The sequence below is a fragment of the Pantoea sp. X-Soil-TKNS-1279 genome, assembly GCF_059730565.1.
In genome coordinates, this window is record NZ_AP035948.1 from 3,938,236 (window position 1) to 3,961,792 (window position 23,557).

42 protein-coding genes are annotated in these 23,557 nt (G+C 51.0%); all 42 read right to left on the bottom strand.

Going from position 1 to position 23,557, the window contains the following annotated elements:
- Window positions 1-9: 9 nt before the first annotated feature.
- The 42 genes from AC6I8N_RS18375 to fkpA all read right to left on the bottom strand — a co-directional run bounded on the left by AC6I8N_RS18375 (window position 10) and on the right by fkpA (window position 23,410).
- On the bottom strand, window positions 10-210 hold the full coding sequence (locus AC6I8N_RS18375) for an alternative ribosome-rescue factor A (RefSeq protein WP_208724287.1): 201 nt from the start codon (window positions 208-210) through the stop codon (window positions 10-12).
- A 43-nt stretch (window positions 211-253) separates the two neighbouring features.
- On the bottom strand, window positions 254-697 hold the full coding sequence (gene zntR / locus AC6I8N_RS18380; protein WP_415173407.1) for a Zn(2+)-responsive transcriptional regulator: 444 nt from the start codon (window positions 695-697) through the stop codon (window positions 254-256).
- Between the two features lies 1 nt (window position 698).
- On the bottom strand, window positions 699-1,070 hold the full coding sequence (locus AC6I8N_RS18385; RefSeq protein ID WP_021186402.1) for a DnaJ family domain-containing protein: 372 nt from the start codon (window positions 1,068-1,070) through the stop codon (window positions 699-701).
- 112 nt (window positions 1,071-1,182) lie between these two features.
- Entirely contained in the window at window positions 1,183-1,569 is a 387-nt protein-coding gene (rplQ, locus tag AC6I8N_RS18390; protein ID WP_003850180.1) for a 50S ribosomal protein L17, read from the bottom strand.
- A 40-nt stretch (window positions 1,570-1,609) separates the two neighbouring features.
- Window positions 1,610-2,599, bottom strand: a complete 990-nt coding sequence (locus AC6I8N_RS18395; protein ID WP_007891688.1) for a DNA-directed RNA polymerase subunit alpha — start codon at window positions 2,597-2,599, stop codon at window positions 1,610-1,612.
- A gap of 25 nt (window positions 2,600-2,624) precedes the next feature.
- A complete protein-coding gene (gene rpsD / locus AC6I8N_RS18400) occupies window positions 2,625-3,245 on the bottom strand; it encodes a 30S ribosomal protein S4 (protein ID WP_013510754.1) in 621 nt (206 codons plus the stop codon).
- Window positions 3,246-3,277: 32 nt separating this feature from the next.
- Window positions 3,278-3,667, bottom strand: coding sequence for a 30S ribosomal protein S11 (gene rpsK, locus AC6I8N_RS18405; RefSeq protein ID WP_004160563.1), 390 nt, complete (start codon window positions 3,665-3,667; stop codon window positions 3,278-3,280).
- 16 nt (window positions 3,668-3,683) lie between these two features.
- Window positions 3,684-4,040 (bottom strand): 30S ribosomal protein S13, encoded by a 357-nt coding sequence (rpsM, locus tag AC6I8N_RS18410; RefSeq protein WP_013510755.1) that lies wholly within the window; start codon window positions 4,038-4,040, stop codon window positions 3,684-3,686.
- 146 nt (window positions 4,041-4,186) lie between these two features.
- Complete coding sequence (gene rpmJ, locus AC6I8N_RS18415) at window positions 4,187-4,303, bottom strand: 50S ribosomal protein L36 (protein WP_004160566.1); 117 nt, start codon at window positions 4,301-4,303, stop codon at window positions 4,187-4,189.
- Between the two features lie 32 nt (window positions 4,304-4,335).
- Window positions 4,336-5,667 carry a preprotein translocase subunit SecY gene (secY, locus tag AC6I8N_RS18420; RefSeq protein WP_013510756.1) on the bottom strand — a complete coding sequence of 444 codons (1,332 nt, stop codon included), beginning with the start codon at window positions 5,665-5,667 and terminating at the stop codon, window positions 4,336-4,338.
- 7 nt (window positions 5,668-5,674) lie between these two features.
- Window positions 5,675-6,109: a 50S ribosomal protein L15 gene (rplO, locus tag AC6I8N_RS18425; RefSeq protein WP_013510757.1), complete on the bottom strand. Its 435-nt coding sequence runs from the start codon at window positions 6,107-6,109 to the stop codon at window positions 5,675-5,677.
- 3 nt (window positions 6,110-6,112) lie between these two features.
- Window positions 6,113-6,292, bottom strand: coding sequence for a 50S ribosomal protein L30 (gene rpmD, locus AC6I8N_RS18430; RefSeq protein WP_021186404.1), 180 nt, complete (start codon window positions 6,290-6,292; stop codon window positions 6,113-6,115).
- Between the two features lie 5 nt (window positions 6,293-6,297).
- Window positions 6,298-6,798: a 30S ribosomal protein S5 gene (gene rpsE / locus AC6I8N_RS18435; protein ID WP_013510759.1), complete on the bottom strand. Its 501-nt coding sequence runs from the start codon at window positions 6,796-6,798 to the stop codon at window positions 6,298-6,300.
- 14 nt (window positions 6,799-6,812) lie between these two features.
- The gene (gene rplR, locus AC6I8N_RS18440) at window positions 6,813-7,166 is read right to left on the bottom strand and encodes a 50S ribosomal protein L18 (RefSeq protein ID WP_013510760.1); all 354 of its coding nucleotides are present in this window, start codon (window positions 7,164-7,166) and stop codon (window positions 6,813-6,815) included.
- A 9-nt stretch (window positions 7,167-7,175) separates the two neighbouring features.
- Window positions 7,176-7,709, bottom strand: a complete 534-nt coding sequence (gene rplF / locus AC6I8N_RS18445) for a 50S ribosomal protein L6 (RefSeq protein WP_013510761.1) — start codon at window positions 7,707-7,709, stop codon at window positions 7,176-7,178.
- Window positions 7,710-7,721: 12 nt separating this feature from the next.
- Complete coding sequence (gene rpsH / locus AC6I8N_RS18450; protein WP_013510762.1) at window positions 7,722-8,114, bottom strand: 30S ribosomal protein S8; 393 nt, start codon at window positions 8,112-8,114, stop codon at window positions 7,722-7,724.
- Window positions 8,115-8,146: 32 nt separating this feature from the next.
- Entirely contained in the window at window positions 8,147-8,452 is a 306-nt protein-coding gene (gene rpsN / locus AC6I8N_RS18455; protein WP_006120592.1) for a 30S ribosomal protein S14, read from the bottom strand.
- Between the two features lie 14 nt (window positions 8,453-8,466).
- The gene (gene rplE / locus AC6I8N_RS18460) at window positions 8,467-9,006 is read right to left on the bottom strand and encodes a 50S ribosomal protein L5 (RefSeq protein ID WP_013510763.1); all 540 of its coding nucleotides are present in this window, start codon (window positions 9,004-9,006) and stop codon (window positions 8,467-8,469) included.
- Between the two features lie 14 nt (window positions 9,007-9,020).
- Window positions 9,021-9,335 (bottom strand): 50S ribosomal protein L24, encoded by a 315-nt coding sequence (gene rplX, locus AC6I8N_RS18465; protein WP_013510764.1) that lies wholly within the window; start codon window positions 9,333-9,335, stop codon window positions 9,021-9,023.
- A 10-nt stretch (window positions 9,336-9,345) separates the two neighbouring features.
- Window positions 9,346-9,717 (bottom strand): 50S ribosomal protein L14, encoded by a 372-nt coding sequence (gene rplN, locus AC6I8N_RS18470; protein WP_013510765.1) that lies wholly within the window; start codon window positions 9,715-9,717, stop codon window positions 9,346-9,348.
- Between the two features lie 170 nt (window positions 9,718-9,887).
- Window positions 9,888-10,142, bottom strand: a complete 255-nt coding sequence (gene rpsQ, locus AC6I8N_RS18475) for a 30S ribosomal protein S17 (RefSeq protein WP_013510766.1) — start codon at window positions 10,140-10,142, stop codon at window positions 9,888-9,890.
- Window positions 10,142-10,333 (bottom strand): 50S ribosomal protein L29, encoded by a 192-nt coding sequence (rpmC, locus tag AC6I8N_RS18480; protein WP_021186407.1) that lies wholly within the window; start codon window positions 10,331-10,333, stop codon window positions 10,142-10,144. The genes rpsQ and rpmC overlap by 1 nt, the downstream gene beginning before the upstream one ends.
- The gene (rplP, locus tag AC6I8N_RS18485) at window positions 10,333-10,743 is read right to left on the bottom strand and encodes a 50S ribosomal protein L16 (RefSeq protein ID WP_002438716.1); all 411 of its coding nucleotides are present in this window, start codon (window positions 10,741-10,743) and stop codon (window positions 10,333-10,335) included. The genes rpmC and rplP overlap by 1 nt, the downstream gene beginning before the upstream one ends.
- A gap of 12 nt (window positions 10,744-10,755) precedes the next feature.
- Window positions 10,756-11,454, bottom strand: coding sequence for a 30S ribosomal protein S3 (rpsC, locus tag AC6I8N_RS18490; protein WP_009087585.1), 699 nt, complete (start codon window positions 11,452-11,454; stop codon window positions 10,756-10,758).
- Between the two features lie 17 nt (window positions 11,455-11,471).
- Complete coding sequence (rplV, locus tag AC6I8N_RS18495) at window positions 11,472-11,804, bottom strand: 50S ribosomal protein L22 (RefSeq protein WP_007891659.1); 333 nt, start codon at window positions 11,802-11,804, stop codon at window positions 11,472-11,474.
- Window positions 11,805-11,817: 13 nt separating this feature from the next.
- A complete protein-coding gene (gene rpsS, locus AC6I8N_RS18500; RefSeq protein ID WP_001138115.1) occupies window positions 11,818-12,096 on the bottom strand; it encodes a 30S ribosomal protein S19 in 279 nt (92 codons plus the stop codon).
- A gap of 16 nt (window positions 12,097-12,112) precedes the next feature.
- Window positions 12,113-12,934, bottom strand: coding sequence for a 50S ribosomal protein L2 (gene rplB / locus AC6I8N_RS18505; protein ID WP_013510768.1), 822 nt, complete (start codon window positions 12,932-12,934; stop codon window positions 12,113-12,115).
- Between the two features lie 17 nt (window positions 12,935-12,951).
- Window positions 12,952-13,254 carry a 50S ribosomal protein L23 gene (rplW, locus tag AC6I8N_RS18510; RefSeq protein ID WP_010618574.1) on the bottom strand — a complete coding sequence of 101 codons (303 nt, stop codon included), beginning with the start codon at window positions 13,252-13,254 and terminating at the stop codon, window positions 12,952-12,954.
- Window positions 13,251-13,856 carry a 50S ribosomal protein L4 gene (gene rplD / locus AC6I8N_RS18515; protein ID WP_013510769.1) on the bottom strand — a complete coding sequence of 202 codons (606 nt, stop codon included), beginning with the start codon at window positions 13,854-13,856 and terminating at the stop codon, window positions 13,251-13,253. The genes rplW and rplD overlap by 4 nt, the downstream gene beginning before the upstream one ends.
- A gap of 10 nt (window positions 13,857-13,866) precedes the next feature.
- Window positions 13,867-14,493, bottom strand: coding sequence for a 50S ribosomal protein L3 (gene rplC, locus AC6I8N_RS18520; RefSeq protein ID WP_021186408.1), 627 nt, complete (start codon window positions 14,491-14,493; stop codon window positions 13,867-13,869).
- Window positions 14,494-14,525: 32 nt separating this feature from the next.
- Window positions 14,526-14,837 (bottom strand): 30S ribosomal protein S10, encoded by a 312-nt coding sequence (gene rpsJ / locus AC6I8N_RS18525; RefSeq protein WP_006120582.1) that lies wholly within the window; start codon window positions 14,835-14,837, stop codon window positions 14,526-14,528.
- Window positions 14,838-15,151: 314 nt separating this feature from the next.
- On the bottom strand, window positions 15,152-15,634 hold the full coding sequence (bfr, locus tag AC6I8N_RS18530) for a bacterioferritin (RefSeq protein WP_021186409.1): 483 nt from the start codon (window positions 15,632-15,634) through the stop codon (window positions 15,152-15,154).
- 100 nt (window positions 15,635-15,734) lie between these two features.
- Window positions 15,735-15,929 (bottom strand): bacterioferritin-associated ferredoxin, encoded by a 195-nt coding sequence (bfd, locus tag AC6I8N_RS18535; protein ID WP_021186410.1) that lies wholly within the window; start codon window positions 15,927-15,929, stop codon window positions 15,735-15,737.
- Between the two features lie 183 nt (window positions 15,930-16,112).
- Window positions 16,113-17,297: an elongation factor Tu gene (gene tuf, locus AC6I8N_RS18540; protein WP_013507398.1), complete on the bottom strand. Its 1,185-nt coding sequence runs from the start codon at window positions 17,295-17,297 to the stop codon at window positions 16,113-16,115.
- Window positions 17,298-17,366: 69 nt separating this feature from the next.
- Window positions 17,367-19,481, bottom strand: a complete 2,115-nt coding sequence (gene fusA / locus AC6I8N_RS18545; RefSeq protein WP_013510773.1) for an elongation factor G — start codon at window positions 19,479-19,481, stop codon at window positions 17,367-17,369.
- A gap of 93 nt (window positions 19,482-19,574) precedes the next feature.
- On the bottom strand, window positions 19,575-20,045 hold the full coding sequence (gene rpsG / locus AC6I8N_RS18550; RefSeq protein ID WP_013510774.1) for a 30S ribosomal protein S7: 471 nt from the start codon (window positions 20,043-20,045) through the stop codon (window positions 19,575-19,577).
- Between the two features lie 96 nt (window positions 20,046-20,141).
- On the bottom strand, window positions 20,142-20,516 hold the full coding sequence (gene rpsL, locus AC6I8N_RS18555) for a 30S ribosomal protein S12 (RefSeq protein WP_003852912.1): 375 nt from the start codon (window positions 20,514-20,516) through the stop codon (window positions 20,142-20,144).
- Window positions 20,517-20,646: 130 nt separating this feature from the next.
- Window positions 20,647-20,934 (bottom strand): sulfurtransferase complex subunit TusB, encoded by a 288-nt coding sequence (gene tusB, locus AC6I8N_RS18560; RefSeq protein ID WP_497829659.1) that lies wholly within the window; start codon window positions 20,932-20,934, stop codon window positions 20,647-20,649.
- A 9-nt stretch (window positions 20,935-20,943) separates the two neighbouring features.
- Window positions 20,944-21,303 carry a sulfurtransferase complex subunit TusC gene (tusC, locus tag AC6I8N_RS18565; protein WP_497829660.1) on the bottom strand — a complete coding sequence of 120 codons (360 nt, stop codon included), beginning with the start codon at window positions 21,301-21,303 and terminating at the stop codon, window positions 20,944-20,946.
- Entirely contained in the window at window positions 21,303-21,689 is a 387-nt protein-coding gene (gene tusD / locus AC6I8N_RS18570; protein WP_497829661.1) for a sulfurtransferase complex subunit TusD, read from the bottom strand. Before tusD ends, tusC begins: the two co-directional genes overlap by 1 nt.
- Window positions 21,689-22,411 carry a helix-turn-helix transcriptional regulator gene (locus AC6I8N_RS18575; protein WP_013510778.1) on the bottom strand — a complete coding sequence of 241 codons (723 nt, stop codon included), beginning with the start codon at window positions 22,409-22,411 and terminating at the stop codon, window positions 21,689-21,691. Before AC6I8N_RS18575 ends, tusD begins: the two co-directional genes overlap by 1 nt.
- Before the next feature lie 168 nt (window positions 22,412-22,579).
- Window positions 22,580-23,410, bottom strand: a complete 831-nt coding sequence (fkpA, locus tag AC6I8N_RS18580; protein WP_021184810.1) for an FKBP-type peptidyl-prolyl cis-trans isomerase — start codon at window positions 23,408-23,410, stop codon at window positions 22,580-22,582.
- Window positions 23,411-23,557 lie beyond the last annotated feature (147 nt).

The following is a 23,557-nucleotide window of genomic DNA, read 5'->3' on the forward strand; positions in this document are numbered from 1 at the left end:
TTTTTATCCTTAAAACCAGAAGGCCAGTGGTAAACTTCTTTGCTTACCACTGGCCTCCCAGTTACCTCGCTTCGCGTGTTTGTCTTTACGCCGATAGCTGCCTTTCCCTTTCTGATTCTGCTCAATACGCTGGCGAAACAGCGGGTCGTGTAGTAACGCCTCGATGGCGTTGTCTTTTATCTGCCCTTTTTGATGCTGATAACGGCTCATATTTCCTCCAATAATTGACAGCGCAACTATAGGCTTATCCACGTTAAATACAATCCTTGCCACAACAAATTTCCGGATGCGGTTCTTCACCTTTTTCGAGAGCTTCGAGAATTGAGCAGCAAGCGCTGCTATGTAAATCACCGCAGCAGGTTTCAGACAGGCGTTGCAGTGAACGCTGGATCGTTTGTAACTCAACGATCATCGTGCTGACTTCATCAAGGCGCTTCGCCACAATGGCTTTTGACTCCTGGCAAGTGTGATGTTCGGGATCGATACGGATCGATAGCAATCCACGAATAGCATCAAGGCTAAAACCTAGCTGACGTCCGTAACGGATAAAGCGCAGGCGCTGCAAGTCATCGTCACTATACAAACGGAAACCACCTTCAGTACGTACCTCATGATCCATCATTTGTTGTTTTTCATAAAAGCGGATGGTGTCAGGGGTAACATCAGCCATCTTCGCCAACTGACCGATACGGTACATATTATTTCTCCTGCCTCAGATGCTGCTTAATCGCCTCACAATAATCCCCATGCAGAAATGCAGTACTCATTCCTGCCTGGCGCAGTTTTAGCTCCAGTAAGCTCAGTTTTTTCGACAGCTCGCGGGCCTGATGATCGTCAGGATCCAGCTCACGAAGCAGATCTTTTACTTCCAGAGCTTCGCGACGCATTTCCAGCTCTGGCGGCAAAAAACCGGCATTTTTTAATAACCGATATCCCATGCGCAGCTCTTCGGGTATCGCGCTGTCGTCTTCCAACTGCAATGGTGCACCTTCACCACGCAAATTGCTCAGTTCGCCTTTTTCCTGAGCAGCAAGGATGTGTTGTTCTGCGAGTTGATCAATTAGCCACATGAGGTGCTCCTGACAGGGATAACTGCCATCAGCATAGCGGAAGGGGGGAAAATGGGAAGAAACCGCAGGCAATAAAAAACCCGCCGAAGCGGGTTTTTTACGTTACTGCAAATTACTCTGCAGCAGCTTCTGCTTGAGCTTCTGGACGATCAACCAGCTCGATGTATGCCATCGGAGCGTTGTCACCAGCACGGAAGCCACACTTCAGAATACGAGTGTAACCACCGGCACGGCTCGCGAAACGCGGGCCCAGCTCGTTAAACAGTTTTGCCACGATCTCGTTATCACGAGTGCGGGCGAATGCCAGACGACGATTAGCTACGCTGTCGGTCTTGGCAAGAGTAATCAGCGGCTCAACTACGCGACGCAGCTCTTTGGCTTTCGGCAGAGTCGTCTTAATGATCTCATGACGAACCAGAGAACCAGCCATGTTGCGGAACATAGCCTGACGATGGCTGCTGTTACGGTTCAGTTGACGACCACTCTTACGATGGCGCATGACCTTATCCTTCTCAGTGAAACCTTAACCTGTGATCGGGTTATTCATCAGCGATGCTTGCCGGCGGCCAGTTTTCCAGGCGCATGCCCAGAGACAGACCACGAGAGGCCAGCACGTCTTTAATCTCGGTAAGAGATTTTTTACCCAGGTTAGGCGTTTTAAGCAGCTCAACCTCGGTACGCTGTACCAGATCACCGATGTAGTGGATAGCTTCTGCCTTAAGGCAGTTAGCAGAGCGGACAGTCAATTCCAGATCGTCAACAGGGCGCAGCAGGATCGGATCGAATTCTGGTTTCTCTTCTTTCACTTCCGGCTGACGTACATCACGTAAGTCAACGAAAGCTTCCAGTTGTTCTGCCAGGATGGTTGCCGCACGACGAATCGCCTCTTCAGGATCGATTGTGCCGTTGGTTTCCATTTCGATGACCAGCTTGTCCAGGTCGGTACGCTGTTCAACACGCGCAGCTTCAACATTGTAGGCGATACGGTCTACAGGGCTGTAGCAAGCGTCTACTAACAGACGGCCGATTGGGCGCTCATCTTCTTCCGAATGAATTCGGGCAGAAGCCGGCACATAACCACGACCACGTTGAACTTTGATACGCATGCTAATAGATGCGTTTTCATCGGTCAGGTGGCAGATCACATGCTGCGGCTTGACGATTTCGACATCACCGTCGTGGGTAATGTCGGCTGCAGTCACAGGGCCAATGCCAGATTTATTCAGGGTCAGGATGACTTCATCTTTACCCTGAACTCTTACCGCCAGCCCTTTCAGGTTAAGCAGGATTTCCAGGATATCTTCCTGTACGCCCTCTTTGGTGGAGTACTCGTGGAGCACGCCATCAATCTCAACCTCGGTCACCGCGCAACCCGGCATGGAAGAAAGCAGAATACGGCGCAGTGCGTTGCCAAGAGTATGGCCAAAGCCACGCTCTAACGGCTCAAGGGTCACCTTGGCGTGCGTCGAACTCACTTGCTCGATATCTACCAGGCGCGGTTTTAGAAACTCTGTCACAGAACCCTGCATTGTGTCCTCTCTTTGGTACTAAGCTTTACTTAGAGTAAAGCTCGACGATCAGGTGTTCGTTAATGTCCGCAGACAGATCAGTACGCTCAGGAATACGCTTGAACACACCTTCCATCTTAGTCGCATCAACTTCCAGCCAGGTTGGCTTTTCACGCTGCTCAGCCAGCTCCAGAGCGGCCTTCACGCGAGATTGCTTTTTGGCTTTCTCACGGATGCTTACGACATCATTCGGAGATACCTGATAAGAAGCGATGTTAACAACGCGGCCGTTCACCAGGATAGATTTGTGGCTAACCAGCTGACGTGCTTCTGCACGAGTGGCACCAAAACCCATACGGTAAACTACGTTATCCAGACGACCTTCCAGCAGAGCTAACAGGTTTTCACCGGTGTTGCCTTTCAGACGCGCTGCTTCTTTATAGTAGTTACGGAACTGACGCTCCAGCACGCCGTAGATACGACGAACTTTCTGTTTTTCACGTAACTGACCGCCGTAATCAGACAGACGCGGTTTACGCGCACCATGCTGACCAGGGGCTTGTTCAATTTTGCACTTGGAATCGATCGCACGAACACCAGACTTAAGGAATAAGTCAGTGCCCTCACGACGGCTCAGCTTGAGCTTAGGACCCAAATATCTTGCCATTTTCTTTCTCCAACTATCCTAAAAACGAGGCGTTATACGCGACGTTTTTTCGGCGGACGACAACCGTTGTGAGGGATCGGAGTCACATCAGTAATGTTAGTGATGCGGAAACCAGCGGCGTTCAGAGCACGAATAGTAGATTCGCGACCCGGACCCGGACCCTTAACCATAACTTCCAGGTTCTTAATACCGTAATCTTTCACGGCTTCTGCACAGCGCTCTGCAGCGACCTGAGCAGCAAACGGAGTAGATTTACGTGAACCGCGGAAACCGGAACCACCGGCGGTTGCCCAACCCAGTGCGTTACCCTGACGATCAGTAATGGTAACGATGGTGTTGTTAAAAGAAGCATGGACATGAGCCACGCCATCTGAGACTTGCTTTCTTACACGTTTACGTGCACGAACTGGTGCCTTTGCCATTATTTACTCACCCCGATTATTTCTTGATCGGTTTACGCGGACCCTTACGGGTACGTGCGTTGGTCTTGGTACGCTGACCGCGTACTGGCAGACCACGACGATGGCGCAAACCACGGTAGCAACCAAGGTCCATCAGACGCTTGATGCTCAGGGTGATTTCACGGCGCAGATCACCTTCTACAACGAATTTAGCAACTGCATCACGCAGCTGATCAATTTGTTCTTCAGACAGCTCACTGATCTTAACATTTTCAGCGATGCCCGTTTCAGCACAGATAGCTTTAGAACGGGTTTTGCCGATACCGAAAATCGAAGTTAATGCGATAACGGTGTGTTTTTGATCAGGAATGTTAATGCCTGCTATACGGGCCACTATGCACTCCTATAATTAAATAAATGCGAACCATGCTGAAAAGCCCGTTTTCAGGATACTCAAATGGAAACGCATCGACATACAAAAGATTGGCTGGCTAATCTAGCCAGCTCAACCCGACTTTGCAAGAAAAATATGTGAGAAAATCAGCCTTGGCGCTGTTTATGCTTAGGCTCGGCACTGCAAATCACACGTACGACACCGTCGCGACGGATGATTTTGCAGTTACGACATAATTTCTTGACGGAAGCACGAACTTTCATTTTTACTCTCCGTAACTTCTCAAGCGCCTGAATTAACGGCCGTAGCCTTTCAGGTTAGCTTTCTTCAATGCAGACTCGTACTGACTTGACATCATCAGAGTTTGCACTTGAGCCATAAAGTCCATGATGACAACCACTACGATGAGCAGTGAAGTACCGCCAAAGTAGAAGGGAACCTTCATGGCATCACGCATGAACTCCGGGATCAGGCAGATAAAAGTAATATACAGTGCGCCGATTAAGGTCAGACGTGTCATTACTTTATCGATATACTTCGCCGTTTGCTCTCCCGGACGAATTCCCGGTACGAATGCACCAGACTTCTTCAGGTTATCTGCTGTTTCACGCGGGTTGAAAACCAACGCCGTGTAGAAGAAACAGAAGAAGATGATTGCAGTCGCATAGAGTAGCACATAAAGCGGCTGTCCTGGCTGCAAATACAGCGAAATTGTTGTCAGCCAGTTCCAACCGGTACCGCCCCCGAACCAGGATGCTATCGTCGCCGGGAACAGGATAATGCTGGAAGCGAAGATTGCCGGGATAACCCCTGCCATATTCACTTTCAACGGTAAATGTGTGCTCTGTGCAGCATAAACACGACGACCTTGCTGACGCTTAGCGTAGTTCACCACAATGCGGCGTTGACCACGTTCTACGAAAACAACGAAGAAGGTCACTGCAAATACGAGAACTGCAACCAACAGCAACAGAAGGAAGTGCAGGTCGCCTTGCCGCGCTTGCTCGATGGTATGGCCAATGGCCGGCGGGAGACCCGCAACAATACCCGCGAAGATAATGATCGAAATACCGTTGCCGATACCCCGTTCAGTAATCTGTTCGCCCAGCCACATCAGGAACATTGTCCCGGTAACCAGACTTACAACAGCGGTAAAGTAGAAGGCAAAGCCCGGATTAATCACCAGGCCCTGCATTCCAGGCATATTCGGCAGACCGGTAGCAATACCGATCGACTGGAATACAGCCAGAACCAGCGTGCCATAACGGGTGTACTGGCTAATCTTACGACGGCCAGCCTCCCCTTCTTTCTTAATCTCCGCTAACGCCGGATGAACCACCGTTAGCAGCTGGATAATAATAGAGGCCGAAATATACGGCATAATACCCAGCGCGAAGATTGAGGCACGACTGAGAGCACCACCAGAGAACATGTTGAACATTTCAATGATGGTGCCACGCTGTTGCTCAAGCAGTTTGGCAAGTACAGTGGCATCGATACCAGGGATCGGAATAAAAGAGCCAATACGGAAGACAATCAGTGCACCGATAACAAACAAGAGTCTGCGCTTCAGTTCACCAAAGCCACCTTTGGCACTTTGAAAATCTAATCCCGGTTGCTTAGCCATCTGCTACTTATTCCTCGATTTTACCGCCAGCAGCTTCGATTGCAGCACGAGCACCTTTGGTGACACGCAGACCACGAACCGTTACCGGTGCAGAAACTTCACCAGACAGAATCACTTTCGCGAATTCAATCTGAACACCGACGATGTTTGCTGCTTTCAGCGTGTTCAGGTCAACAATACCGCCTTCAACTTTCGCCAGGTCAGACAGACGAACTTCTGCAGTGACCATTGCTTTGCGAGAGGTGAAACCGAATTTCGGCAGACGACGGTACAGAGGCATCTGACCACCCTCGAAACCACGACGTACGCCACCGCCAGAACGAGACTTCTGACCTTTGTGACCACGACCGCCGGTTTTACCGAGGCCAGAACCGATACCACGACCCAGACGCTTAGAAGCGTGTTTAGACCCTTCGGCCGGAGACAGAGTGTTTAAACGCATCTCTTACTCCTCCACTTTCAGCATGTAGGAAATCGCGTTGACCATACCGCGTACTGCCGGCGTGTCTTCACGCTCTACGGTGTGACCAATACGACGCAGACCCAAGCCAACCAGAGTGGCTTTATGCTTAGGCAGGCGGCCGATTGAGCTACGGGTTTGTGTAATTTTAATAGTCTTTGCCATCGTGATTACCCCAGAATTTCTTCAACGGATTTACCACGCTTGGCAGCGACCATTTCCGGAGACTTCATGTTGCCCAGGCCGTCGATAGTTGCACGAACCACGTTGATCGGGTTGGTGGAACCATACGCTTTAGCCAGAACGTTATGAACTCCAGCGACTTCCAGAACGGCGCGCATTGCACCGCCGGCGATGATACCGGTACCTTCAGAAGCCGGCTGCATGAACACGCGAGAACCCGTGTGTGCACCTTTAACCGGGTGCTGCAGGGTGCCGTGCGTCAGCGCGACGTTAATCATATTGCGACGGGCTTTTTCCATCGCTTTCTGGATCGCTGCTGGAACTTCACGCGCTTTACCGTAACCAAAACCGACGCGACCGTTACCATCACCTACCACAGTCAGTGCTGTGAAGGAGAAAATACGACCACCTTTAACAGTTTTAGATACACGGTTTACCGCGATCAGTTTTTCCTGCAGTTCGCCAGCTTGTTTCTCGATGTGTGCCATCTTAGACCTCTACCTTAGAACTGAAGGCCAGCTTCACGAGCAGCATCTGCCAGTGCCTGGACGCGACCATGATATTGGAAACCGGAACGGTCGAAAGAAACATCTTTGATGCCTTTTTCGATAGCGCGCTCAGCCAGAGCTTTACCTACAGCTGCAGCGGCGTCTTTGTTACCGGTATACTTCAGTTGTTCAGCGATAGCTTTTTCTACAGTAGAAGCAGCAACCAGAACTTCGGAACCGTTCGGGGCGATTACCTGTGCGTAAATGTGACGCGGGGTACGATGTACCACCAGGCGAGTAGCACCCAGCTCTTTGAGCTTGCGACGTGCACGGGTCGCACGACGGATACGAGCAGATTTCTTATCCATAGTGTTACCTTACTTCTTCTTAGCCTCTTTGGTACGCACGACTTCGTCGGCGTAACGAACACCCTTGCCTTTGTAAGGCTCAGGACGACGGTAGGCGCGCAGATCAGCTGCAACCTGACCAATCAGCTGCTTATCAGCGCCTTTCAGCACGATTTCAGTCTGAGTTGGGCATTCGGCAGTGATGCCAGCCGGCAGTGCATGGTCAACAGGGTGAGAGAAGCCCAGGGCCAGACTCACAGAGTTGCCTTTTACAGCTGCACGATAACCAACACCAACCAATTGCAGCTTCTTGGTGAAGCCTTCGGTAACACCAATAACCATGCCGTTCAGCAGTGCACGAGCAGTACCTGCCTGTGCCCAACCATCCGCATAACCTTCGCGTGGAGCGAAAGTCAGGGCGTTGTCTGCATGCTTAACTTCAACAGCTTGGTTGATAGTACGAGTCAGCTCGCCGTTTTTACCTTTGATCGAAATTTCCTGACCGTTGAGTTTTACCTCTACGCCGGCAGGAACAACGACAGGTGCTTTTGCAACACGAGACATGTTTTCCTCCGATTACGCTACGTAGCAGATAATTTCGCCACCAAGACCAGCCTGGCGCGCTGCACGATCAGTCATAACACCTTTAGATGTAGAAATTACAGCGATGCCCAGACCAGCCATTACTTTTGGCAGCTCATCTTTTTTCTTATAGATGCGCAGACCTGGACGGCTAACACGCTGAATGTTTTCTACAACAGCTTTACCCTGGAAATACTTAAGAGTCAGTTCCAGTTCCGGCTTGATGTCGCCTTCGATTTTAAAATCTTGAATATAGCCTTCTTCCTTCAGCACGTTGGCAATTGCCACTTTCAGCTTGGAGGAAGGCATAGAGACCGCAACTTTGTTCGCGGCCTGACCGTTACGGATACGGGTCAGCATATCCGCGATCGGATCTTGCATGCTCATCTGTGTTACTCCCGTGATTCAAATGGTGACAATTACCAGCTTGCCTTTTTCAGACCCGGGATTTCACCGCGCATTGCGGCTTCACGGACCTTGATACGGCTCAACCCAAACTTCCGCAGGAAACCGTGCGGACGACCTGTTTGACGGCAGCGGTTACGCTGACGTGAAGGGCTGGAATCACGCGGCAGACTCTGCAGCTTGAGAACGGCATCCCAACGATCTTCGTCAGAAGCGTTCACATCAGAAATGATCGCTTTCAGTTCAGCGCGTTTTGCGAAGAACTTGTCTGCTAATTTCACACGCTTAACTTCGCGTGCTTTCATAGATTGCTTAGCCATGAAGTAACCCTACCTTACTTGCGGAACGGGAAGTCAAAGGCAGCCAGCAGAGCACGGCCTTCATCATCAGATTTCGCAGTAGTGGTAATGGTAATATCCAAACCACGAACGCGATCGACTTTGTCGTAGTCGATTTCTGGGAAGATGATCTGCTCACGAACGCCCATGCTGTAGTTACCACGACCGTCGAAAGACTTCGCAGACAGGCCACGGAAGTCACGGATACGCGGTACAGCAATAGTGATCAGGCGCTCAAAGAACTCCCACATGCGCTCGCCGCGCAGAGTTACTTTACAGCCGATCGGATAGCCCTGACGGATTTTGAAGCCTGCAACTGATTTGCGTGCTTTGGTGATCAGCGGTTTTTGACCGGAGATTGCTGCCAGGTCAGCTGCTGCGTTATCCAGCAGTTTCTTGTCAGCGATCGCTTCACCAACACCCATGTTCAGGGTGATCTTCTCGACCCGAGGGACTTGCATGACAGAATTGTAGCCGAACTCAGTCATGAGTTTCTGGACTACTTCGTCTTTGTAGTAATCATGCAGTTTCGCCATCGTACTACTCCAAATTACTTGATAGTTTCGCTGTTAGACTTGAAGAAACGGACTTTTTTGCCGTCTTCGAATCTAAAGCCTACACGGTCAGCCTTGCCGGTTGCCGCATTGAAGATTGCAACGTTAGAAACCTGAATAGCAGCTTCTTTTTCAACGATGCCACCTGGTTGGTTCAGAGCCGGAACCGGCTTAGAGTGTTTCTTAACCAGGTTGATACCTTCAACGATGACTTTACCAGAAGTCAGGACGTTCTTTACTTTACCGCGTTTACCTTTATCTTTGCCGGTAAGCACGATAACTTCGTCGTTACGACGGATTTTCGCTGCCATTGTTCGCTCCTTAGAGTACTTCTGGTGCCAGAGAGATAATTTTCATGAACTTTTCAGTACGAAGTTCACGAGTTACCGGCCCAAAAATACGCGTTCCGATTGGCTGCTCAGAGTTATTGTTTAAAATAACGCATGAGTTGCCATCGAAGCGAATGACAGAACCGTCCGGGCGACGAACACCCTTCTTGGTGCGCACCACTACCGCCTTCAGGACATCACCTTTTTTCACCTTACCACGCGGAATTGCTTCCTTGATGGTAACTTTGATGATATCGCCGACGCCTGCGTAGCGACGGTGCGAGCCACCCAGAACCTTGATACACATTACGCGACGTGCACCGGAGTTGTCGGCGACGTTCAGCATAGTCTGTTCTTGGATCATTTTAGTGCTCCGCTAATGTCAACTACTACTTCGGGACCCAAAACCTCAGGTCGTTAAAAAGCCCCATAATTGAGGGCGCGGCATTATAACACCGGTTCCTGCATATGGGTAGAAAAAATGAACGGCTCGCGAGAGCCGTTCATCTTATTTTTTAGAGGAAGCAGATTCTATTACAGAACCGCTTTCTCTACAACGCGAACCAGAGTCCAGGACTTAGTCTTGGACAGCGGACGGCATTCGCGGATTTCAACCACGTCGCCGATACCGCATTCGTTGTTCTCGTCGTGGATGTGCAGCTTAGTCGTACGCTTAATGAATTTACCGTAGATCGGGTGCTTCACGAAACGCTCGATAGCAACAACTGCAGATTTCTGCATTTTGTCACTAACAACACGACCTTGCAGAGTACGGATTTTATCGGTCATTACGCACCCGCCTTCTCAGTCAGTAAAGTCTTAACGCGTGCAACATCACGGCGCACATTCTTCAGCAGATGGGTCTGCTGCAGTTGGCCAGATGCTGCCTGCATGCGCAGGTTAAACTGCTCACGCAGCAGGTTAAGCAGCTCAGCGTTCAGCTCTTCAACGCTTTTTTCACGCAGCTCAGTTGCTTTCATTACATCACCGTCTTAGTTACAAAGGTGGTTTTGATAGGCAGTTTTGCTGCTGCCAGCTTGAATGCTTCACGGGCCAGCTCTTCCGGTACGCCGTCCATTTCATACAGGACTTTACCAGGCTGGATCAGGGCAACCCAATACTCCACGTTACCCTTACCTTTACCCATACGCACTTCCAGCGGCTTCTCGGTGATCGGTTTGTCCGGGAATACACGGATCCAGATCTTACCTTGACGCTTAACTGCACGGGTCATAGCACGACGTGCTGCTTCGATCTGACGAGCAGTCAGACGACCACGGCCAACAGCTTTCAGACCGAAAGTACCGAAGCTAACATCCGTACCCTGCGCCAGACCGCGGTTACGGCCTTTGTGCACTTTACGGAATTTCGTACGCTTTGGTTGTAACATCAGCGACTCTCCTTACTTACGGCCTTTACGCTGCTGCTTTTTAGGTTGAGCAGCCGGTTCCGGTTGTTCAACAGCAGCCATACCACCCAGGATCTCACCTTTGAAGATCCATACCTTAACGCCGATTACACCATAAGTGGTGTGCGCTTCAGAGGTGTTGTAGTCAATGTCAGCACGCAGAGTGTGCAACGGTACGCGACCTTCGCGGTACCATTCGGTACGTGCGATTTCCGCGCCGCCCAGACGGCCGCTAACTTCAACTTTAATACCCTTCGCGCCCAGACGCATGGCGTTCTGAACTGCACGCTTCATAGCACGACGGAACATCACACGACGCTCCAGCTGTGAAGTGATGCTGTCAGCTACCAGTTTCGCGTCCAGTTCCGGTTTACGGACTTCAGCGATGTTGATCTGTGCAGGAACGCCAGCGATATTCGCGACGACCGTACGCAGTTTCTCAACGTCTTCACCTTTCTTACCGATAACGATACCCGGGCGAGCGGTGTGAATGGTCACACGGATGCTCTTAGCCGGACGCTCGATAACGATGCGTGATACAGACGCTTTTGCCAGTTCTTTAGTCAGGAACTGACGTACTTTAAAATCGCTGTCCAGGTTGTCAGCGAATTCTTTGGTGTTCGCAAACCAGGTAGAGTTCCATGGTTTTACAATACCCAGGCGAATACCATTAGGATGTACTTTCTGACCCATTGCTAGTCTCCAGAGTCTCAGCGATCGGACACAACCACAGTAATGTGGCTGGTGCGCTTCAGGATGCGATCTGCACGACCTTTTGCACGAGGCATAATGCGCTTCATGCTTGGGCCTTCATCTACGAAAATTTTCGCAACTTTCAGATCGTCGATATCAGCGCCATCGTTGTGTTCGGCGTTAGCAATGGCAGATTCCAGGACTTTCTTAACCAGTACAGCCGCTTTCTTGTTGGTGTAAGTCAGAATATCCAGAGCCTGCGACACTTTCTTACCGCGAATCAGGTCAGCAACGAGGCGAACCTTCTGAGCAGAAGAACGAGCATGGCGATGTTGAGCAATAGTTTCCATCTCTTCCTCCTACTTATTTCTTCTTGGCTTTCTTATCAGCAGCGTGGCCGCGATAAGTACGTGTCGGTGCAAATTCACCCAGCTTGTGGCCGACCATTTCGTCGGAAACAAAGACAGGAACGTGCTGACGACCATTATGGACAGCGATGGTCAAACCGATCATGTTAGGGAAGATCGTTGAACGACGGGACCAGGTGCGCAGGGGCTTCTTGTCTCCGCTTTCCACCGCTTTCTCTACCTTCTTCAGCAAGTGCAGGTCAATAAAAGGACCTTTCTTGAGAGAACGTGGCATGGCTTATCCTCTAAAATTATTTGCTACGGCGACGTACGATAAATTTATCAGTACGCTTGTTGCTACGGGTCTTCTTACCTTTGGTCTGAACGCCCCACGGAGTTACCGGGTGCTTACCAAAGTTACGACCTTCACCACCACCGTGCGGGTGATCGACTGGGTTCATCGCAGTACCGCGAACGGTAGGACGAACACCGCGCCAACGAGTTGCACCGGCTTTACCCAGAACGCGCAGCATGTGCTCAGCGTTACCGACTTCGCCCAGAGTTGCGCGGCAGTCAGCTTCGACTTTACGCATTTCACCTGAGCGCAGACGCAGGGTAACGTAGGAACCTTCACGCGCAACGATCTGCACGTAAGCACCAGCTGAGCGAGCAATCTGACCGCCTTTGCCTGGTTTCATTTCTACGTTGTGAACGGTAGAACCCACTGGGATGTTACGCATCGGCAGGGTGTTACCCGCTTTGATCGCAGCATCAACGCCAGACTGAATCTGGTCGCCAGCTTTCAGGCCTTTAGGGGCCAGGATGTAACGGCGCTCGCCATCTTTGTACAGAACCAGTGCGATGTTCGCAGAACGGTTCGGATCGTACTCAAGACGCTCAACAACTGCCGGGATACCATCTTTGTTGCGTTTGAAGTCAACAATACGGTAAGCCTGCTTGTGACCACCACCGATATGACGGGTAGTGATACGACCATTGTTGTTACGACCACCGGATTTGCTGTTTTTTTCCAGCAACGGAGCAAATGGTTTGCCCTTGTGCAGCTCAGGGTTCACCACTTTAACTACGTGACGACGACCCGGAGATGTCGGTTTACATTTAACAACTGCCATTGTCTTTCTCCTCCGACTTACTCAGCGCCGCCGACGAAGTCCAGGTTCTGGCCTTCTTTCAGGGTGACGTAAGCTTTTTTCCAGTCGCTACGACGACCGATACGCTGTCCGTGACGCTTAACTTTACCCTTAACAACCAGGGTGTTTACGTCTTTAACTTCTACTTCGAACAGTTTCTCAACAGCAGCAACGATCTCTGCTTTGGTCGCGTCTTTAGCAACTTTGAGAACGATGGTATTGGTTTTTTCCATCGCGGTAGATGCTTTTTCAGATACGTGCGGCGCGCGCAGTACTTTCAGCAGACGTTCTTCACGGATCATGCCAGCATCTCCTCAACTTGCTTAACTGCTTCAGCAGTCATAACGACTTTGTCGAAGGCGATCAGGCTAACTGGGTCGATACCTGCTGCATCGCGCACGTCAACCTTGTACAGGTTACGCGCAGCCAGGAACAGATTCTCATCCAGTTCGCCGGTGATGATCAGCACGTCTTCCAGCGCCATGTCTTTCAGTTTCTGTGCCAGCAGCTTGGTTTTCGGTGCTTCAACAGAGAATGATTCGACAACGATCAGACGGTCCTGACGTACCAGCTCGGACAGGATGCTTTTCAGCGCGCCGCGGTACATCTTTTTGTTAACTTTTTGACTGTGGTCCTGAGGACGTGCAGCGAAGGTCACGCCACCTGAACGCCAGATCGGGCTCTTGATAGAACCTGAACGCGCACGGCCGGTGCCTTTCTGACGCCAAGGCTTTTTGCCTGAACCAGTTACTTCAGCACGAGTTTTCTGCGCACGAGTACCCTGACGAGCACCAGCAGCGTAGGCAACAACAACCTGGTGAACCAGCGCTTCGTTGAAATCACGACCGAAGGTAGTTTCGGAAACAGTCAGCGCGCTCTGCGCGTCTTTCAATACTAATTCCATTGCTATCCCCTTACGCCTTCACAGCCGGTTTAACGATCAGGTCGCTACCGGTCGCACCCGGAACTGCACCTTTCACCAGCAGCAGGTTGCGCTCAGCGTCAACACGTACTACTTCCAGGCTCTGAACGGTTACGCGCTCATTACCCAGCTGACCAGCCATTTTCTTGCCTTTGAACACTTTGCCCGGAGTCTGGTTCTGACCGATAGAACCCGGTACGCGGTGAGACAAGGAGTTACCGTGAGTCGCGTCCTGGGTACGGAAGTTCCAGCGCTTAACGGTACCTGCGAAACCTTTACCTTTAGAGGTACCGGTTACGTCTACTTTTTTCACTTCAGCGAAGATTTCAACACTGATGCTCTGGCCAACAGCGAACTCTTCACCTTCGGTGCGGAATTCCCACAGACCACGGCCAGCTTCAACGCCAGCTTTAGCAAAGTGACCAGCTTCAGGTTTGGTCACACGGTTAGCTTTTTTAGCACCGGTGGTAACCTGGATCGCCTGGTAACCATCGTTCTCCAGAGTTTTCACCTGGGTAACGCGGTTTGCTTCAACTTCAATAACGGTTACTGGGATTGAAACGCCATCTTCAGTGAAGATGCGGGTCATGCCCACTTTTTTACCGACTAAACCACTCATTGTATCAACCTCTCAATCGCTCGATGACCTGATTAACCCAGGCTGATCTGCACGTCAACACCGGCAGCCAGATCCAGACGCATCAGTGCATCAACGGTTTTTTCAGTTGGCTCAACGATGTCTACCAGACGCTTGTGAGTGCGGATTTCGTACTGATCACGCGCATCTTTGTTGACGTGCGGAGAGATCAGAACGGTAAAACGCTCTTTGCGAGTCGGCAGCGGGATCGGACCACGTACCTGCGCACCAGTGCGCTTGGCAGTCTCAACGATTTCCGCGGTTGATTGATCGATCAGACGATGATCAAACGCTTTAAGACGGATACGGATTCTTTGGTTCGACATGAGACCAAGGCTCCAAACATTTTATAAACGAAAAAAATTACTACCCACACCCATTACGATTGATGGAGGAGTGTAATCGTTCAGCATATAACTCCCCAATTGGGAGTATTGTCAGGTGGCCTAGCTTAATAACCACCTGCGATTCTGCTCGAATCGCGCCAGCCAATATCGGCAGGCCCGCGCATTATACGCAAATCTGTTCAGGAAGCAACCCATGATGCGTTTTTAACCAGAAAAGGACGTAACGGGAAAAGAAAAGCCCGCAGCGATCACTGAACGCTGCGGGCTGGGCATAGCTTGAGGGTGAAATCAGCCTAACTGTCGCCCTCTTCTTTGATTTGTACCTGCAAGTAATTCTGAATCCCGATTTTATTAATCAGCTCCAGCTCGGTTTCCAGGTAATCAATGTGGTGTTCTTCGTCGGCAAGAATCTCAATCATCATATCGCGGCTGACGTAATCGTGGACTTTGTCAGCATAGGCGATGGCTTCACGCAAATCCTTCGCCCCTTCCAGCTCCAGTGCCAGATCGGATTGCAGCATTTCCGGCACATCCTCGCCAATCCGTAATCGGCCAAGATCCTGCAAGTTGGGAATCCCTTCAAGAAACAGAATGCGTTCAATGTACTTGTCCGCATGTTTCATTTCATCAATGGACTCGTGGTATTCCACATCATTGAGGCGTGTTAAACCCCAGTTTTTGAACATACGTGCATGAAGAAAGTACTGGTTGATAGCAACCAACTCATTCCCCAGCAATTTGTTGAGATGATTTATGATTTTAGTGTCGCCCTTCATTTCGCTTCCTCCGCTTCCAGTTAATTAGAGCGTAGATGCGGATAAAAAGAAGTCAAAAAAACGCGACAGTTTTTGTGGTTATTCCATTCCGGTTCGTGAATCAGGCGATCTCTTTATACAGCGGTACCTGCTGGAGTTCGTCATCCATGATTTCACGCGCGACACGGATGCATTTGCCACACTGTTTGCCAATAGGAACCAGTTGGCGCAAATGCTGAATAGATTTGGGCTGATAGCGACGGACTACTTCGCGAAGGGTTTTATCACTCACGGCATTACACAGGCAGACGTACATTTACTACGGACTCCGGTACATTTTCTGATCAAAGTGTAAATGAGAATGGTTTTTATTTCAAACCTGGATTTTGTGTGGGATTAGATATCAGAGGGGGGAAATTCAGGCATAAAAAAAGAGCACCGAAGTGCTCTTCTTTTCGTGCTCAAGTGGCTACCGAAATAGCCACCTGCGTCAGCTCAATTAAGCGATAACTTTAGCAACAACGCCCGCACCAACGGTACGGCCGCCTTCGCGGATTGCGAAGCGCAGACCTTCGTCCATTGCGATCGGGTGAATCAGGGTAACAACCATTTTGATGTTGTCGCCCGGCATTACCATCTCTACGCCTTCCGGCAGTTCTACTGAACCTGTTACGTCAGTAGTACGGAAGTAGAACTGAGGACGGTAGCCTTTGAAGAACGGAGTATGACGGCCGCCTTCGTCTTTAGACAGTACGTACACTTCTGATTCGAACTGAGTGTGCGGCTTGATGGTGCCCGGCTTAGCCAGTACCTGACCACGCTGGATGTCTTCACGCTTGATACCACGCAGCAGAACACCACAGTTCTCGCCTGCCTGACCCTGGTCCAGCAGTTTGCGGAACATTTCAACGCCAGTACAGGTTGATTTCGCAGTCGCTTTGATACCAACGATTTCTACTTCGTCACCAACTTTAACGATACCGCGCTCAACACGACCGGTTACTACAGTACCACGGCCTGAGATTGAGAATACGTCTTCGATCGGCAGCAGGAACGGCAGGTCGATTGCACGAACCGGATCCGGGATGTAAGTATCCAGGTGGCCAGCCAGCTCAACGATTTTCGCTTCCCACTCTGCGTCGCCTTCCAGCGCTTTCAGAGCTGAACCACGAACGATCGGAGTGTCGTCGCCCGGGAAGTCGTACTGTGACAGCAGGTCACGAACTTCCATCTCAACCAGTTCCAGCAGCTCTTCGTCATCAACCATGTCACATTTGTTCAGGAACACGATGATGTACGGAACGCCTACCTGACGACCCAGCAGGATGTGCTCACGGGTCTGCGGCATCGGGCCGTCAGTCGCAGCAACAACCAGGATTGCGCCATCCATCTGAGCAGCACCGGTGATCATGTTTTTCACATAGTCGGCGTGGCCCGGGCAGTCAACGTGCGCGTAGTGGCGAGTCGGGGTTTCGTACTCAACGTGAGAAGTGTTGATGGTGATACCACGAGCTTTCTCTTCCGGCGCGTTGTCGATCTGGTCGAATGCACGAGCCTGGCCGCCGTAGGTTTTAGCCAGAACGGTGGTGATTGCAGCAGTCAGAGTGGTTTTACCGTGGTCAACGTGACCGATGGTGCCCACGTTTACGTGCAGTTTGTTACGTTGAAATTGCTCTTTCGCCATGGCGATAATCCTTACGTTATGCCTTCATCAGTGATGAAGGCATCAGTTCACAATTTTTAAACCGTAGCCTTATTTGCCACGAGCTTCAATAACGGCCTGAGCGACGTTGTTCGGCGCATCATCGTACTTCAGGAACTCCATGGAGTAAGAAGCACGGCCTTTGGTCAGAGAACGCAACTGAGTCGCGTATCCGAACATTTCAGACAGCGGAACCTCAGCGTGAATCACAACGCCAGTTACGTTGGATTCCTGACCGCGCAGAATACCACGACGGCTGCTCAGGTCACCGATGACGTCACCAGTGTTCTCTTCCGGCGTCTCAACTTCAACCTTCATGATCGGCTCAAGCAGTACCGGCTTCGCTTTCTTAAAGCCATCTTTAAAGGCGATAGAAGCAGCGAGTTTAAATGCCAGTTCTGAGGAGTCAACATCATGGTATGAACCGAAGTGCAGACGAACACCCAGATCAACTACCGGATAACCAGCCAGCGGACCTGATTTCAGCTGTTCCTGGATACCTTTGTCAACCGCAGGGATGTATTCGCCAGGAATCACACCACCTTTGATGTCGTTGACGAACTCGTAGCCTTTCGGGTTTGAACCCGGCTCCAGCGGGTACATGTCGATGATGACATGACCATACTGACCACGACCACCAGACTGCTTGGCGTGTTTACCTTCGATATCGGTAACTTTCGCGCGAATCGCTTCGCGGTAAGCAACCTGCGGTTTGCCCACGTTCGCTTCAACGTTGAATTCACGCTTCATGCGGTCAACGATGATGTCGAGGTGCAGCTCACCCATACCAGCGATGATGGTCTGGTTAGACTCTTCGTCAGTCCATACGCGGAATGACGGGTCTTCTTTCGCCAGACGACCCAGAGCCAGACCCATTTTTTCCTGGTCAGCTTTGGTTTTCGGCTCAACGGCGATAGAGATTACCGGCTCAGGGAACTCCATACGCTCCAGGATGATCGGCGCGTTTGGATCACACAGGGTATCACCGGTGATCACGTCTTTCAGGCCGATTGCTGCAGCGATGTCGCCCGCACGAACTTCTTTGATCTCTTCACGCTTGTTGGCGTGCATCTGAACGATACGGCCAAAACGCTCGCGCGCAGATTTCACTGAGTTCAGCACGGTGTCACCGGAGTTAACCACACCAGAGTACACGCGGAAGAACGTCAGGTTACCCACGAACGGGTCAGTTGCGATTTTGAATGCCAGTGCAGAGAAAGGCTCATCATCGCTAGCGTGACGCTCAGCCGGAGTATCTTTACCATCGTCCAGCATACCGTTAATTGCCGGTACGTCGGTCGGAGCTGGCAGGAACTCAACAACCGCATCCAGCATCGCCTGAACACCTTTGTTCTTAAATGCAGAACCACAGGTCACGAGGATGATCTCGTTGTTCAGTACGCGCTGACGCAGAGCGCCTTTGATCTCTTCTTCGGTCAGCTCTTCGCCGCCCAGGTACTTGTCCATCAGCTCTTCAGAAGCTTCGGCAGCAGAGTCGATCAGGTTTGAACGCCATTCTTCAGCCAGGTCCTGCATGTCAGCCGGGATATCTTCGTAAACGAAGGTAGTACCCTGGTCAGCATCGTTCCAGTTGATAGCTTTCATTTTGATCAGGTCAACAACACCGGTGAAGTTCTCTTCTGCACCGATAGCCAGCTGCAGCGGAACCGGGTTCGCGCCCAGACGGGTTTTGATCTGACCTACAACTTTCAGGAAGTTCGCACCCATGCGGTCCATTTTGTTAACGAACGCAATACGCGGAACTTTGTATTTGTTAGCCTGACGCCATACGGTTTCAGACTGCGGCTGCACGCCACCAACTGCACAGTAAACCATTACTGCGCCGTCGAGCACACGCATGGAACGTTCTACTTCGATGGTGAAGTCAACGTGTCCCGGGGTGTCGATGATGTTGATGCGGTGCGGCTCAAACTGCTTAGCCATACCTGACCAGAACGCAGTAGTCGCTGCGGAGGTGATGGTAATACCACGCTCCTGCTCCTGCGCCATCCAGTCCATTGTTGCTGCGCCATCGTGTACTTCACCGATTTTGTGGTTAACACCGGTGTAGAACAGGATACGCTCGGTAGTGGTAGTCTTACCGGCGTCGATGTGTGCACTGATACCGATGTTACGGTAGCGCGCAATGGGTGTTGTACGAGCCATTTTATTCCTCGGTTTTTCGGACGTTCAAAGTTAGTCGACCCCAGCGGGTTGGCCGTTTGAGCGCCCGCTGGTTTAACAACAACTACGTGGCTGTTACCAGCGGTAGTGAGCGAACGCCTTGTTGGCTTCTGCCATACGGTGAACGTCTTCACGTTTCTTAACTGCAGTACCTTTGTTTTCTGCAGCATCAGAAAGTTCGTTCGCCAGGCGCAGAGCCATAGATTTATCACCGCGTTTACGAGCAGCTTCTACGATCCAACGCATTGCCAGAGCATTACGACGAACCGGACGGACTTCTACTGGTACCTGATAGGTAGAACCACCAACGCGACGTGACTTAACTTCGACAGTCGGACGTACGTTTTCGAGGGCTACTTCAAAGGCTTCCAGCTCGTTTTTACCAGAACGCTGAGCCAGGGTCTCAAGAGCGGTATAAACGATTGATTCAGCGGTAGATTTTTTACCATCTACCATCAGGATATTTACAAATTTAGCCAGCAGCTCTGATCCGAACTTAGGATCCGGCAGAATTTTACGCTGACCAATGACGCGACGACGTGGCATGGAAATACTCCGTTGTTAATTCAGGATTGTCCAAAACTCTACGAGTTTAGTTTGACATTTAAGTTAAAACGTTTGGCCTTACTTAACGGAGAACCATTAAGCCTTTGGCTTCTTCACGCCATACTTGGAGCGAGCCTGCTTACGGTCTTTAACACCTGAGCAGTCCAGCGCGCCACGAACGGTGTGGTAACGCACACCTGGCAGGTCTTTAACACGACCGCCACGGATCAGGATCACGGAGTGCTCCTGCAGGTTGTGACCTTCACCACCGATGTAGGAAGTCACTTCGAAACCGTTAGTCAGACGCACACGGCAAACTTTACGCAGCGCTGAGTTAGGTTTTTTCGGGGTAGTGGTGTACACACGAGTACAAACACCACGTTTTTGCGGGCAAGCTTCCAGCGCCGGCACGTTGCTCTTTGCAACTTTGCGGACGCGTGGTTTGCGAACCAGCTGGTTAACTGTTGCCATTAAATAGCTCCTGGATTTGCTTTAGCTTTTGCTTCGTAAACACGTAATAAATCGCCTCGTATTACTACGAGGAGGCAGAATTTTAGGGCTGTGTCAAAAGGGTGTCAAGAAATAACCAGGTTTTAGCGTACTACCAGGCTATTTGCTGCTGGTGCTTCGCCGTTAAAGCAACGAATTCAGTATAGTCCACGCAGGTTACGCTGGTCGAAATTTGTGCAACCAGGCCACGCGCCACCACATCTTCCTGCAACACCCAAAGTTTTGCCGGGGTGTTTTGTAACTTTTCCAGCATGGCACTACCCAATAACGCGGCCGTCACGCCGTCCTGGAGCAGCAACAGATCATCCTCCGGCTTCAGCAGCAACAATAAGGTATCGATATCGCATTGCCAGGGTGAATGCATAAGGGTGTAGAGCATGGTGAAGTCTCAGAAGCGAATGATGCGATGATAAGTCGTCAGTTTCTGGCGTAGCGCAGCCGCGTCCAGCACCTCAGCGGGTATCACACGCGGTGACGCAGCGTTGAATCCGCGTGTGTGCAGTGATTCCTCGCAGACAAAACACTGGTCGATATCATAAAGCGCCAGCACGCCAAAGGTGGCGATATAGTTACGTGCCAGAATCGGCTCAGGCTGTTGATCGCAATTAAGTTGCAGTACCCCATCGCCAATAAAAAACAACGCAATATCCTCGCTGAGTGCAGCAGTAGCCAGCACCGCATCCAGCCCTTCCCTGCCAGCGCTGCTGCCGTGGGGAGACTGAGTAAAAAGAAAAGCCACACGGTTCATCAGAATTGCACCAAACGGTCACAGGTCAGTGAGGCTTCCGCCAATGCGCCAAGCCCGCTTAATAAGAATCCGGGTTGCAGATTACTGCCTGCCAACTGCAAGCGCGCAGCTTCCTGAACGTCAGTGACACCACGCCGCAACGCTGCAGCCACGCAAATATTCAACGCTACACCGTGCGATTGCTGAAGCTGCTGCCACTCGCGCACCATATCGACTTCATCACTGGCGGGTGCCGTCAGTTGATTGGCATTCAGCACACCTTCACGATAAAAAAACACGCTCTCAAGCTGATGCCCGGCCTGTAACAATGCACGGGCAAATAGCAACGCGCTGCTGGCGTGTTGAGTACCGTAAGCCGGGCCGGTGACCAGCAGGGTGTAGCGCATTAACGATCCTGTCCCTGAAAATCGCCGCTTTTAAACTGACGAATATAGAGATACACCGTGTGTTTGGAGATATTGAGGCGATCGGCAACCTGATTAATCGCGTCTTTAATATCGAAAATGCCCTTCTCGTACATGTTAAGTACAATCTGACGATTCTTGGCATTGTTGGATACATTGCGATCGGCGCTCACTTCCTCAATGGTGAACTCCAACGTTTGCATCACCAGGTCTTCTACCGAGCTGGCAAAGTTCACGTTAGAGTCGACCTGCTGCATCTCTGGCGGCATAAAGGTCGACATAATCTGCGAGAAAGGCACATCGAGGTTCATGTTGATACACAGCAGGCCAATGACCCGCTGCTGGCGATTACGAATAGCAATCGTCACCGACTTCATCAGTACGCCACTTTTGGCACGGGTGAAGTAGGCTTTTGAGACATTACTATCCGCACCGTGCATGTCATGCAACATGCGCAGTGCCAGGTCGGTAATCGGTGATCCGACTTTACGTCCGGTATGTTCGCCATTGGCGATACGCACAGCGGAGCATTTTAAATCTTCCAGTGAATGCAGCACGATTTCACAGTGCGAGCCAATCAGCATCGCCAGGCCATCGACGACAGCCTCATAGGATTTCAGGATATCGTAGTCTGCTTGCTCAAACGGACGTTGCTCCAGTAAATCGAAGTCAGTCAGTTCACCGGGATTGAATGGATTAGACATCGAAGACATCACCCTAAATGGCTGGAGCCTGTCACGGCAGCTCTGGGGCAGACTCATTTTGATAGTAGTAGTTGTGCAGGCGTTAGTCTGGCAAATGTCGCCGGGTTATGCCAGAGCTTTGTCATCCATCAGAAATGAAACCGCCGCACTGAGGCGGCGGTAGGCAGATTACTGCGCTTTCTTATCAGCAGCGGCCGGAGCCTGTGCTTTTTCATCGGCTTTCGGCGCCGGTTTGATGTCGAGCAGCTCAACATCGAACACCAGCGTAGAGTTCGCCGGAATACCCGGCACGCCGTTTTTACCGTAGGCCAACTGCGGTGGGATGACCAGCTTGATCTTGCCGCCTTTCTTCACATGCTTCAGACCTTCGGTCCAGCCTGGAATCACACCATCCAGACGGAATGACAGCGGCTCGCCACGGGTGTATGAGTTGTCGAACTCGGTACCGTCAATCAGGGTGCCTTTGTAGTTCACCACCACGGTATCGCTGTCTTTCGGTGCGTCGCCAGTACCTTCTTTCTCAACCTGATACAGCAGGCCAGACTCAGTTTTCTTCACGCCTTTCTCTTTGGCGAATTTGTCAGCGAAAGCGGTGCCTTTATCAGCATTCTCTTTCGCGTCTTTTTCCATCTTCGCCTGAGCAGCGCCTTTCACGCGGCCTTCAAACGCCTGCAGAGTTTGCTCGATCTCTTCATCAGAGAGTTTGCTCTTGCCGCCGAACGCGTCCTGAACACCAGCAATCAGCTGTTGCTTGTCCAGTTTGATGCCCAGTTTCTCTTGTTCCTTAAGAGAGTTGTCCATGTAGCGACCCAGAGAAGCACCCAGCGCATAGGCTGATTGCTGATCTTCATTTTTGAAGGCAGCATTTTTCGGTGCCTGCGGCGCAGCCTGAGCAGCATCAGCCGGGGCGGTGGTCGCTTCTGCGGCCATTGCCAGCGGGGCATTCAGTGCGATGGCCATTGTGGTAGCTAACAATGTGACTTTAAACAGTGATTTCATCCTTTCTCCAAAACCGAAGCCTCTCGCCTCGGGAATCATTGCGGACTGTGGCCCACACTATAACTTTACGTGGCAGCGGCGAACACTCCCACAACGTAATTATCCGGTCAACCTCTGACCTTTTTTGCATCAGGAAGTTTCATCAGA

What these genes read in the sequence shown, in the direction of transcription:
- AC6I8N_RS18375 (WP_208724287.1), bottom strand. Translation starts at nt 210, where the DNA reads ATGAGCCGTTATCAGCATCAAAAAGGGCAGATAAAAGACAACGCCATC.
- zntR (WP_415173407.1), bottom strand. Translation starts at nt 697, where the DNA reads ATGTACCGTATCGGTCAGTTGGCGAAGATGGCTGATGTTACCCCTGAC.
- AC6I8N_RS18385 (WP_021186402.1), bottom strand. Translation starts at nt 1,070, where the DNA reads ATGTGGCTAATTGATCAACTCGCAGAACAACACATCCTTGCTGCTCAG.
- rplQ (WP_003850180.1), bottom strand. Translation starts at nt 1,569, where the DNA reads ATGCGCCATCGTAAGAGTGGTCGTCAACTGAACCGTAACAGCAGCCAT.
- AC6I8N_RS18395 (WP_007891688.1), bottom strand. Translation starts at nt 2,599, where the DNA reads ATGCAGGGTTCTGTGACAGAGTTTCTAAAACCGCGCCTGGTAGATATC.
- rpsD (WP_013510754.1), bottom strand. Translation starts at nt 3,245, where the DNA reads ATGGCAAGATATTTGGGTCCTAAGCTCAAGCTGAGCCGTCGTGAGGGC.
- rpsK (WP_004160563.1), bottom strand. Translation starts at nt 3,667, where the DNA reads ATGGCAAAGGCACCAGTTCGTGCACGTAAACGTGTAAGAAAGCAAGTC.
- rpmJ (WP_004160566.1), bottom strand. Translation starts at nt 4,303, where the DNA reads ATGAAAGTTCGTGCTTCCGTCAAGAAATTATGTCGTAACTGCAAAATC.
- secY (WP_013510756.1), bottom strand. Translation starts at nt 5,667, where the DNA reads ATGGCTAAGCAACCGGGATTAGATTTTCAAAGTGCCAAAGGTGGCTTT.
- rplO (WP_013510757.1), bottom strand. Translation starts at nt 6,109, where the DNA reads ATGCGTTTAAACACTCTGTCTCCGGCCGAAGGGTCTAAACACGCTTCT.
- rpmD (WP_021186404.1), bottom strand. Translation starts at nt 6,292, where the DNA reads ATGGCAAAGACTATTAAAATTACACAAACCCGTAGCTCAATCGGCCGC.
- rpsE (WP_013510759.1), bottom strand. Translation starts at nt 6,798, where the DNA reads ATGGCACACATCGAGAAACAAGCTGGCGAACTGCAGGAAAAACTGATC.
- rplR (WP_013510760.1), bottom strand. Translation starts at nt 7,166, where the DNA reads ATGGATAAGAAATCTGCTCGTATCCGTCGTGCGACCCGTGCACGTCGC.
- rplF (WP_013510761.1), bottom strand. Translation starts at nt 7,709, where the DNA reads ATGTCTCGTGTTGCAAAAGCACCTGTCGTTGTTCCTGCCGGCGTAGAG.
- rpsH (WP_013510762.1), bottom strand. Translation starts at nt 8,114, where the DNA reads ATGAGCATGCAAGATCCGATCGCGGATATGCTGACCCGTATCCGTAAC.
- rpsN (WP_006120592.1), bottom strand. Translation starts at nt 8,452, where the DNA reads ATGGCTAAGCAATCTATGAAAGCACGCGAAGTTAAGCGTGTGAAATTA.
- rplE (WP_013510763.1), bottom strand. Translation starts at nt 9,006, where the DNA reads ATGGCGAAACTGCATGATTACTACAAAGACGAAGTAGTCCAGAAACTC.
- rplX (WP_013510764.1), bottom strand. Translation starts at nt 9,335, where the DNA reads ATGGCAGCGAAAATCCGTCGTAACGACGAAGTTATCGTGCTTACCGGC.
- rplN (WP_013510765.1), bottom strand. Translation starts at nt 9,717, where the DNA reads ATGATCCAAGAACAGACTATGCTGAACGTCGCCGACAACTCCGGTGCA.
- rpsQ (WP_013510766.1), bottom strand. Translation starts at nt 10,142, where the DNA reads ATGACCGATAAAATCCGTACTCTGCAAGGTCGTGTTGTTAGTGACAAA.
- rpmC (WP_021186407.1), bottom strand. Translation starts at nt 10,333, where the DNA reads ATGAAAGCAACTGAGCTGCGTGAAAAAAGCGTTGAAGAGCTGAACGCT.
- rplP (WP_002438716.1), bottom strand. Translation starts at nt 10,743, where the DNA reads ATGTTACAACCAAAGCGTACGAAATTCCGTAAAGTGCACAAAGGCCGT.
- rpsC (WP_009087585.1), bottom strand. Translation starts at nt 11,454, where the DNA reads ATGGGTCAGAAAGTACATCCTAATGGTATTCGCCTGGGTATTGTAAAA.
- rplV (WP_007891659.1), bottom strand. Translation starts at nt 11,804, where the DNA reads ATGGAAACTATTGCTCAACATCGCCATGCTCGTTCTTCTGCTCAGAAG.
- rpsS (WP_001138115.1), bottom strand. Translation starts at nt 12,096, where the DNA reads ATGCCACGTTCTCTCAAGAAAGGTCCTTTTATTGACCTGCACTTGCTG.
- rplB (WP_013510768.1), bottom strand. Translation starts at nt 12,934, where the DNA reads ATGGCAGTTGTTAAATGTAAACCGACATCTCCGGGTCGTCGTCACGTA.
- rplW (WP_010618574.1), bottom strand. Translation starts at nt 13,254, where the DNA reads ATGATCCGTGAAGAACGTCTGCTGAAAGTACTGCGCGCGCCGCACGTA.
- rplD (WP_013510769.1), bottom strand. Translation starts at nt 13,856, where the DNA reads ATGGAATTAGTATTGAAAGACGCGCAGAGCGCGCTGACTGTTTCCGAA.
- rplC (WP_021186408.1), bottom strand. Translation starts at nt 14,493, where the DNA reads ATGAGTGGTTTAGTCGGTAAAAAAGTGGGCATGACCCGCATCTTCACT.
- rpsJ (WP_006120582.1), bottom strand. Translation starts at nt 14,837, where the DNA reads ATGTCGAACCAAAGAATCCGTATCCGTCTTAAAGCGTTTGATCATCGT.
- bfr (WP_021186409.1), bottom strand. Translation starts at nt 15,634, where the DNA reads ATGAAGGGCGACACTAAAATCATAAATCATCTCAACAAATTGCTGGGG.
- bfd (WP_021186410.1), bottom strand. Translation starts at nt 15,929, where the DNA reads ATGTACGTCTGCCTGTGTAATGCCGTGAGTGATAAAACCCTTCGCGAA.
- tuf (WP_013507398.1), bottom strand. Translation starts at nt 17,297, where the DNA reads ATGGCGAAAGAGCAATTTCAACGTAACAAACTGCACGTAAACGTGGGC.
- fusA (WP_013510773.1), bottom strand. Translation starts at nt 19,481, where the DNA reads ATGGCTCGTACAACACCCATTGCGCGCTACCGTAACATCGGTATCAGT.
- rpsG (WP_013510774.1), bottom strand. Translation starts at nt 20,045, where the DNA reads ATGCCACGTCGTCGCGTCATTGGTCAGCGTAAAATTCTGCCGGATCCT.
- rpsL (WP_003852912.1), bottom strand. Translation starts at nt 20,516, where the DNA reads ATGGCAACAGTTAACCAGCTGGTTCGCAAACCACGCGTCCGCAAAGTT.
- tusB (WP_497829659.1), bottom strand. Translation starts at nt 20,934, where the DNA reads ATGCTCTACACCCTTATGCATTCACCCTGGCAATGCGATATCGATACC.
- tusC (WP_497829660.1), bottom strand. Translation starts at nt 21,303, where the DNA reads ATGAACCGTGTGGCTTTTCTTTTTACTCAGTCTCCCCACGGCAGCAGC.
- tusD (WP_497829661.1), bottom strand. Translation starts at nt 21,689, where the DNA reads ATGCGCTACACCCTGCTGGTCACCGGCCCGGCTTACGGTACTCAACAC.
- AC6I8N_RS18575 (WP_013510778.1), bottom strand. Translation starts at nt 22,411, where the DNA reads ATGTCTAATCCATTCAATCCCGGTGAACTGACTGACTTCGATTTACTG.
- fkpA (WP_021184810.1), bottom strand. Translation starts at nt 23,410, where the DNA reads ATGAAATCACTGTTTAAAGTCACATTGTTAGCTACCACAATGGCCATC.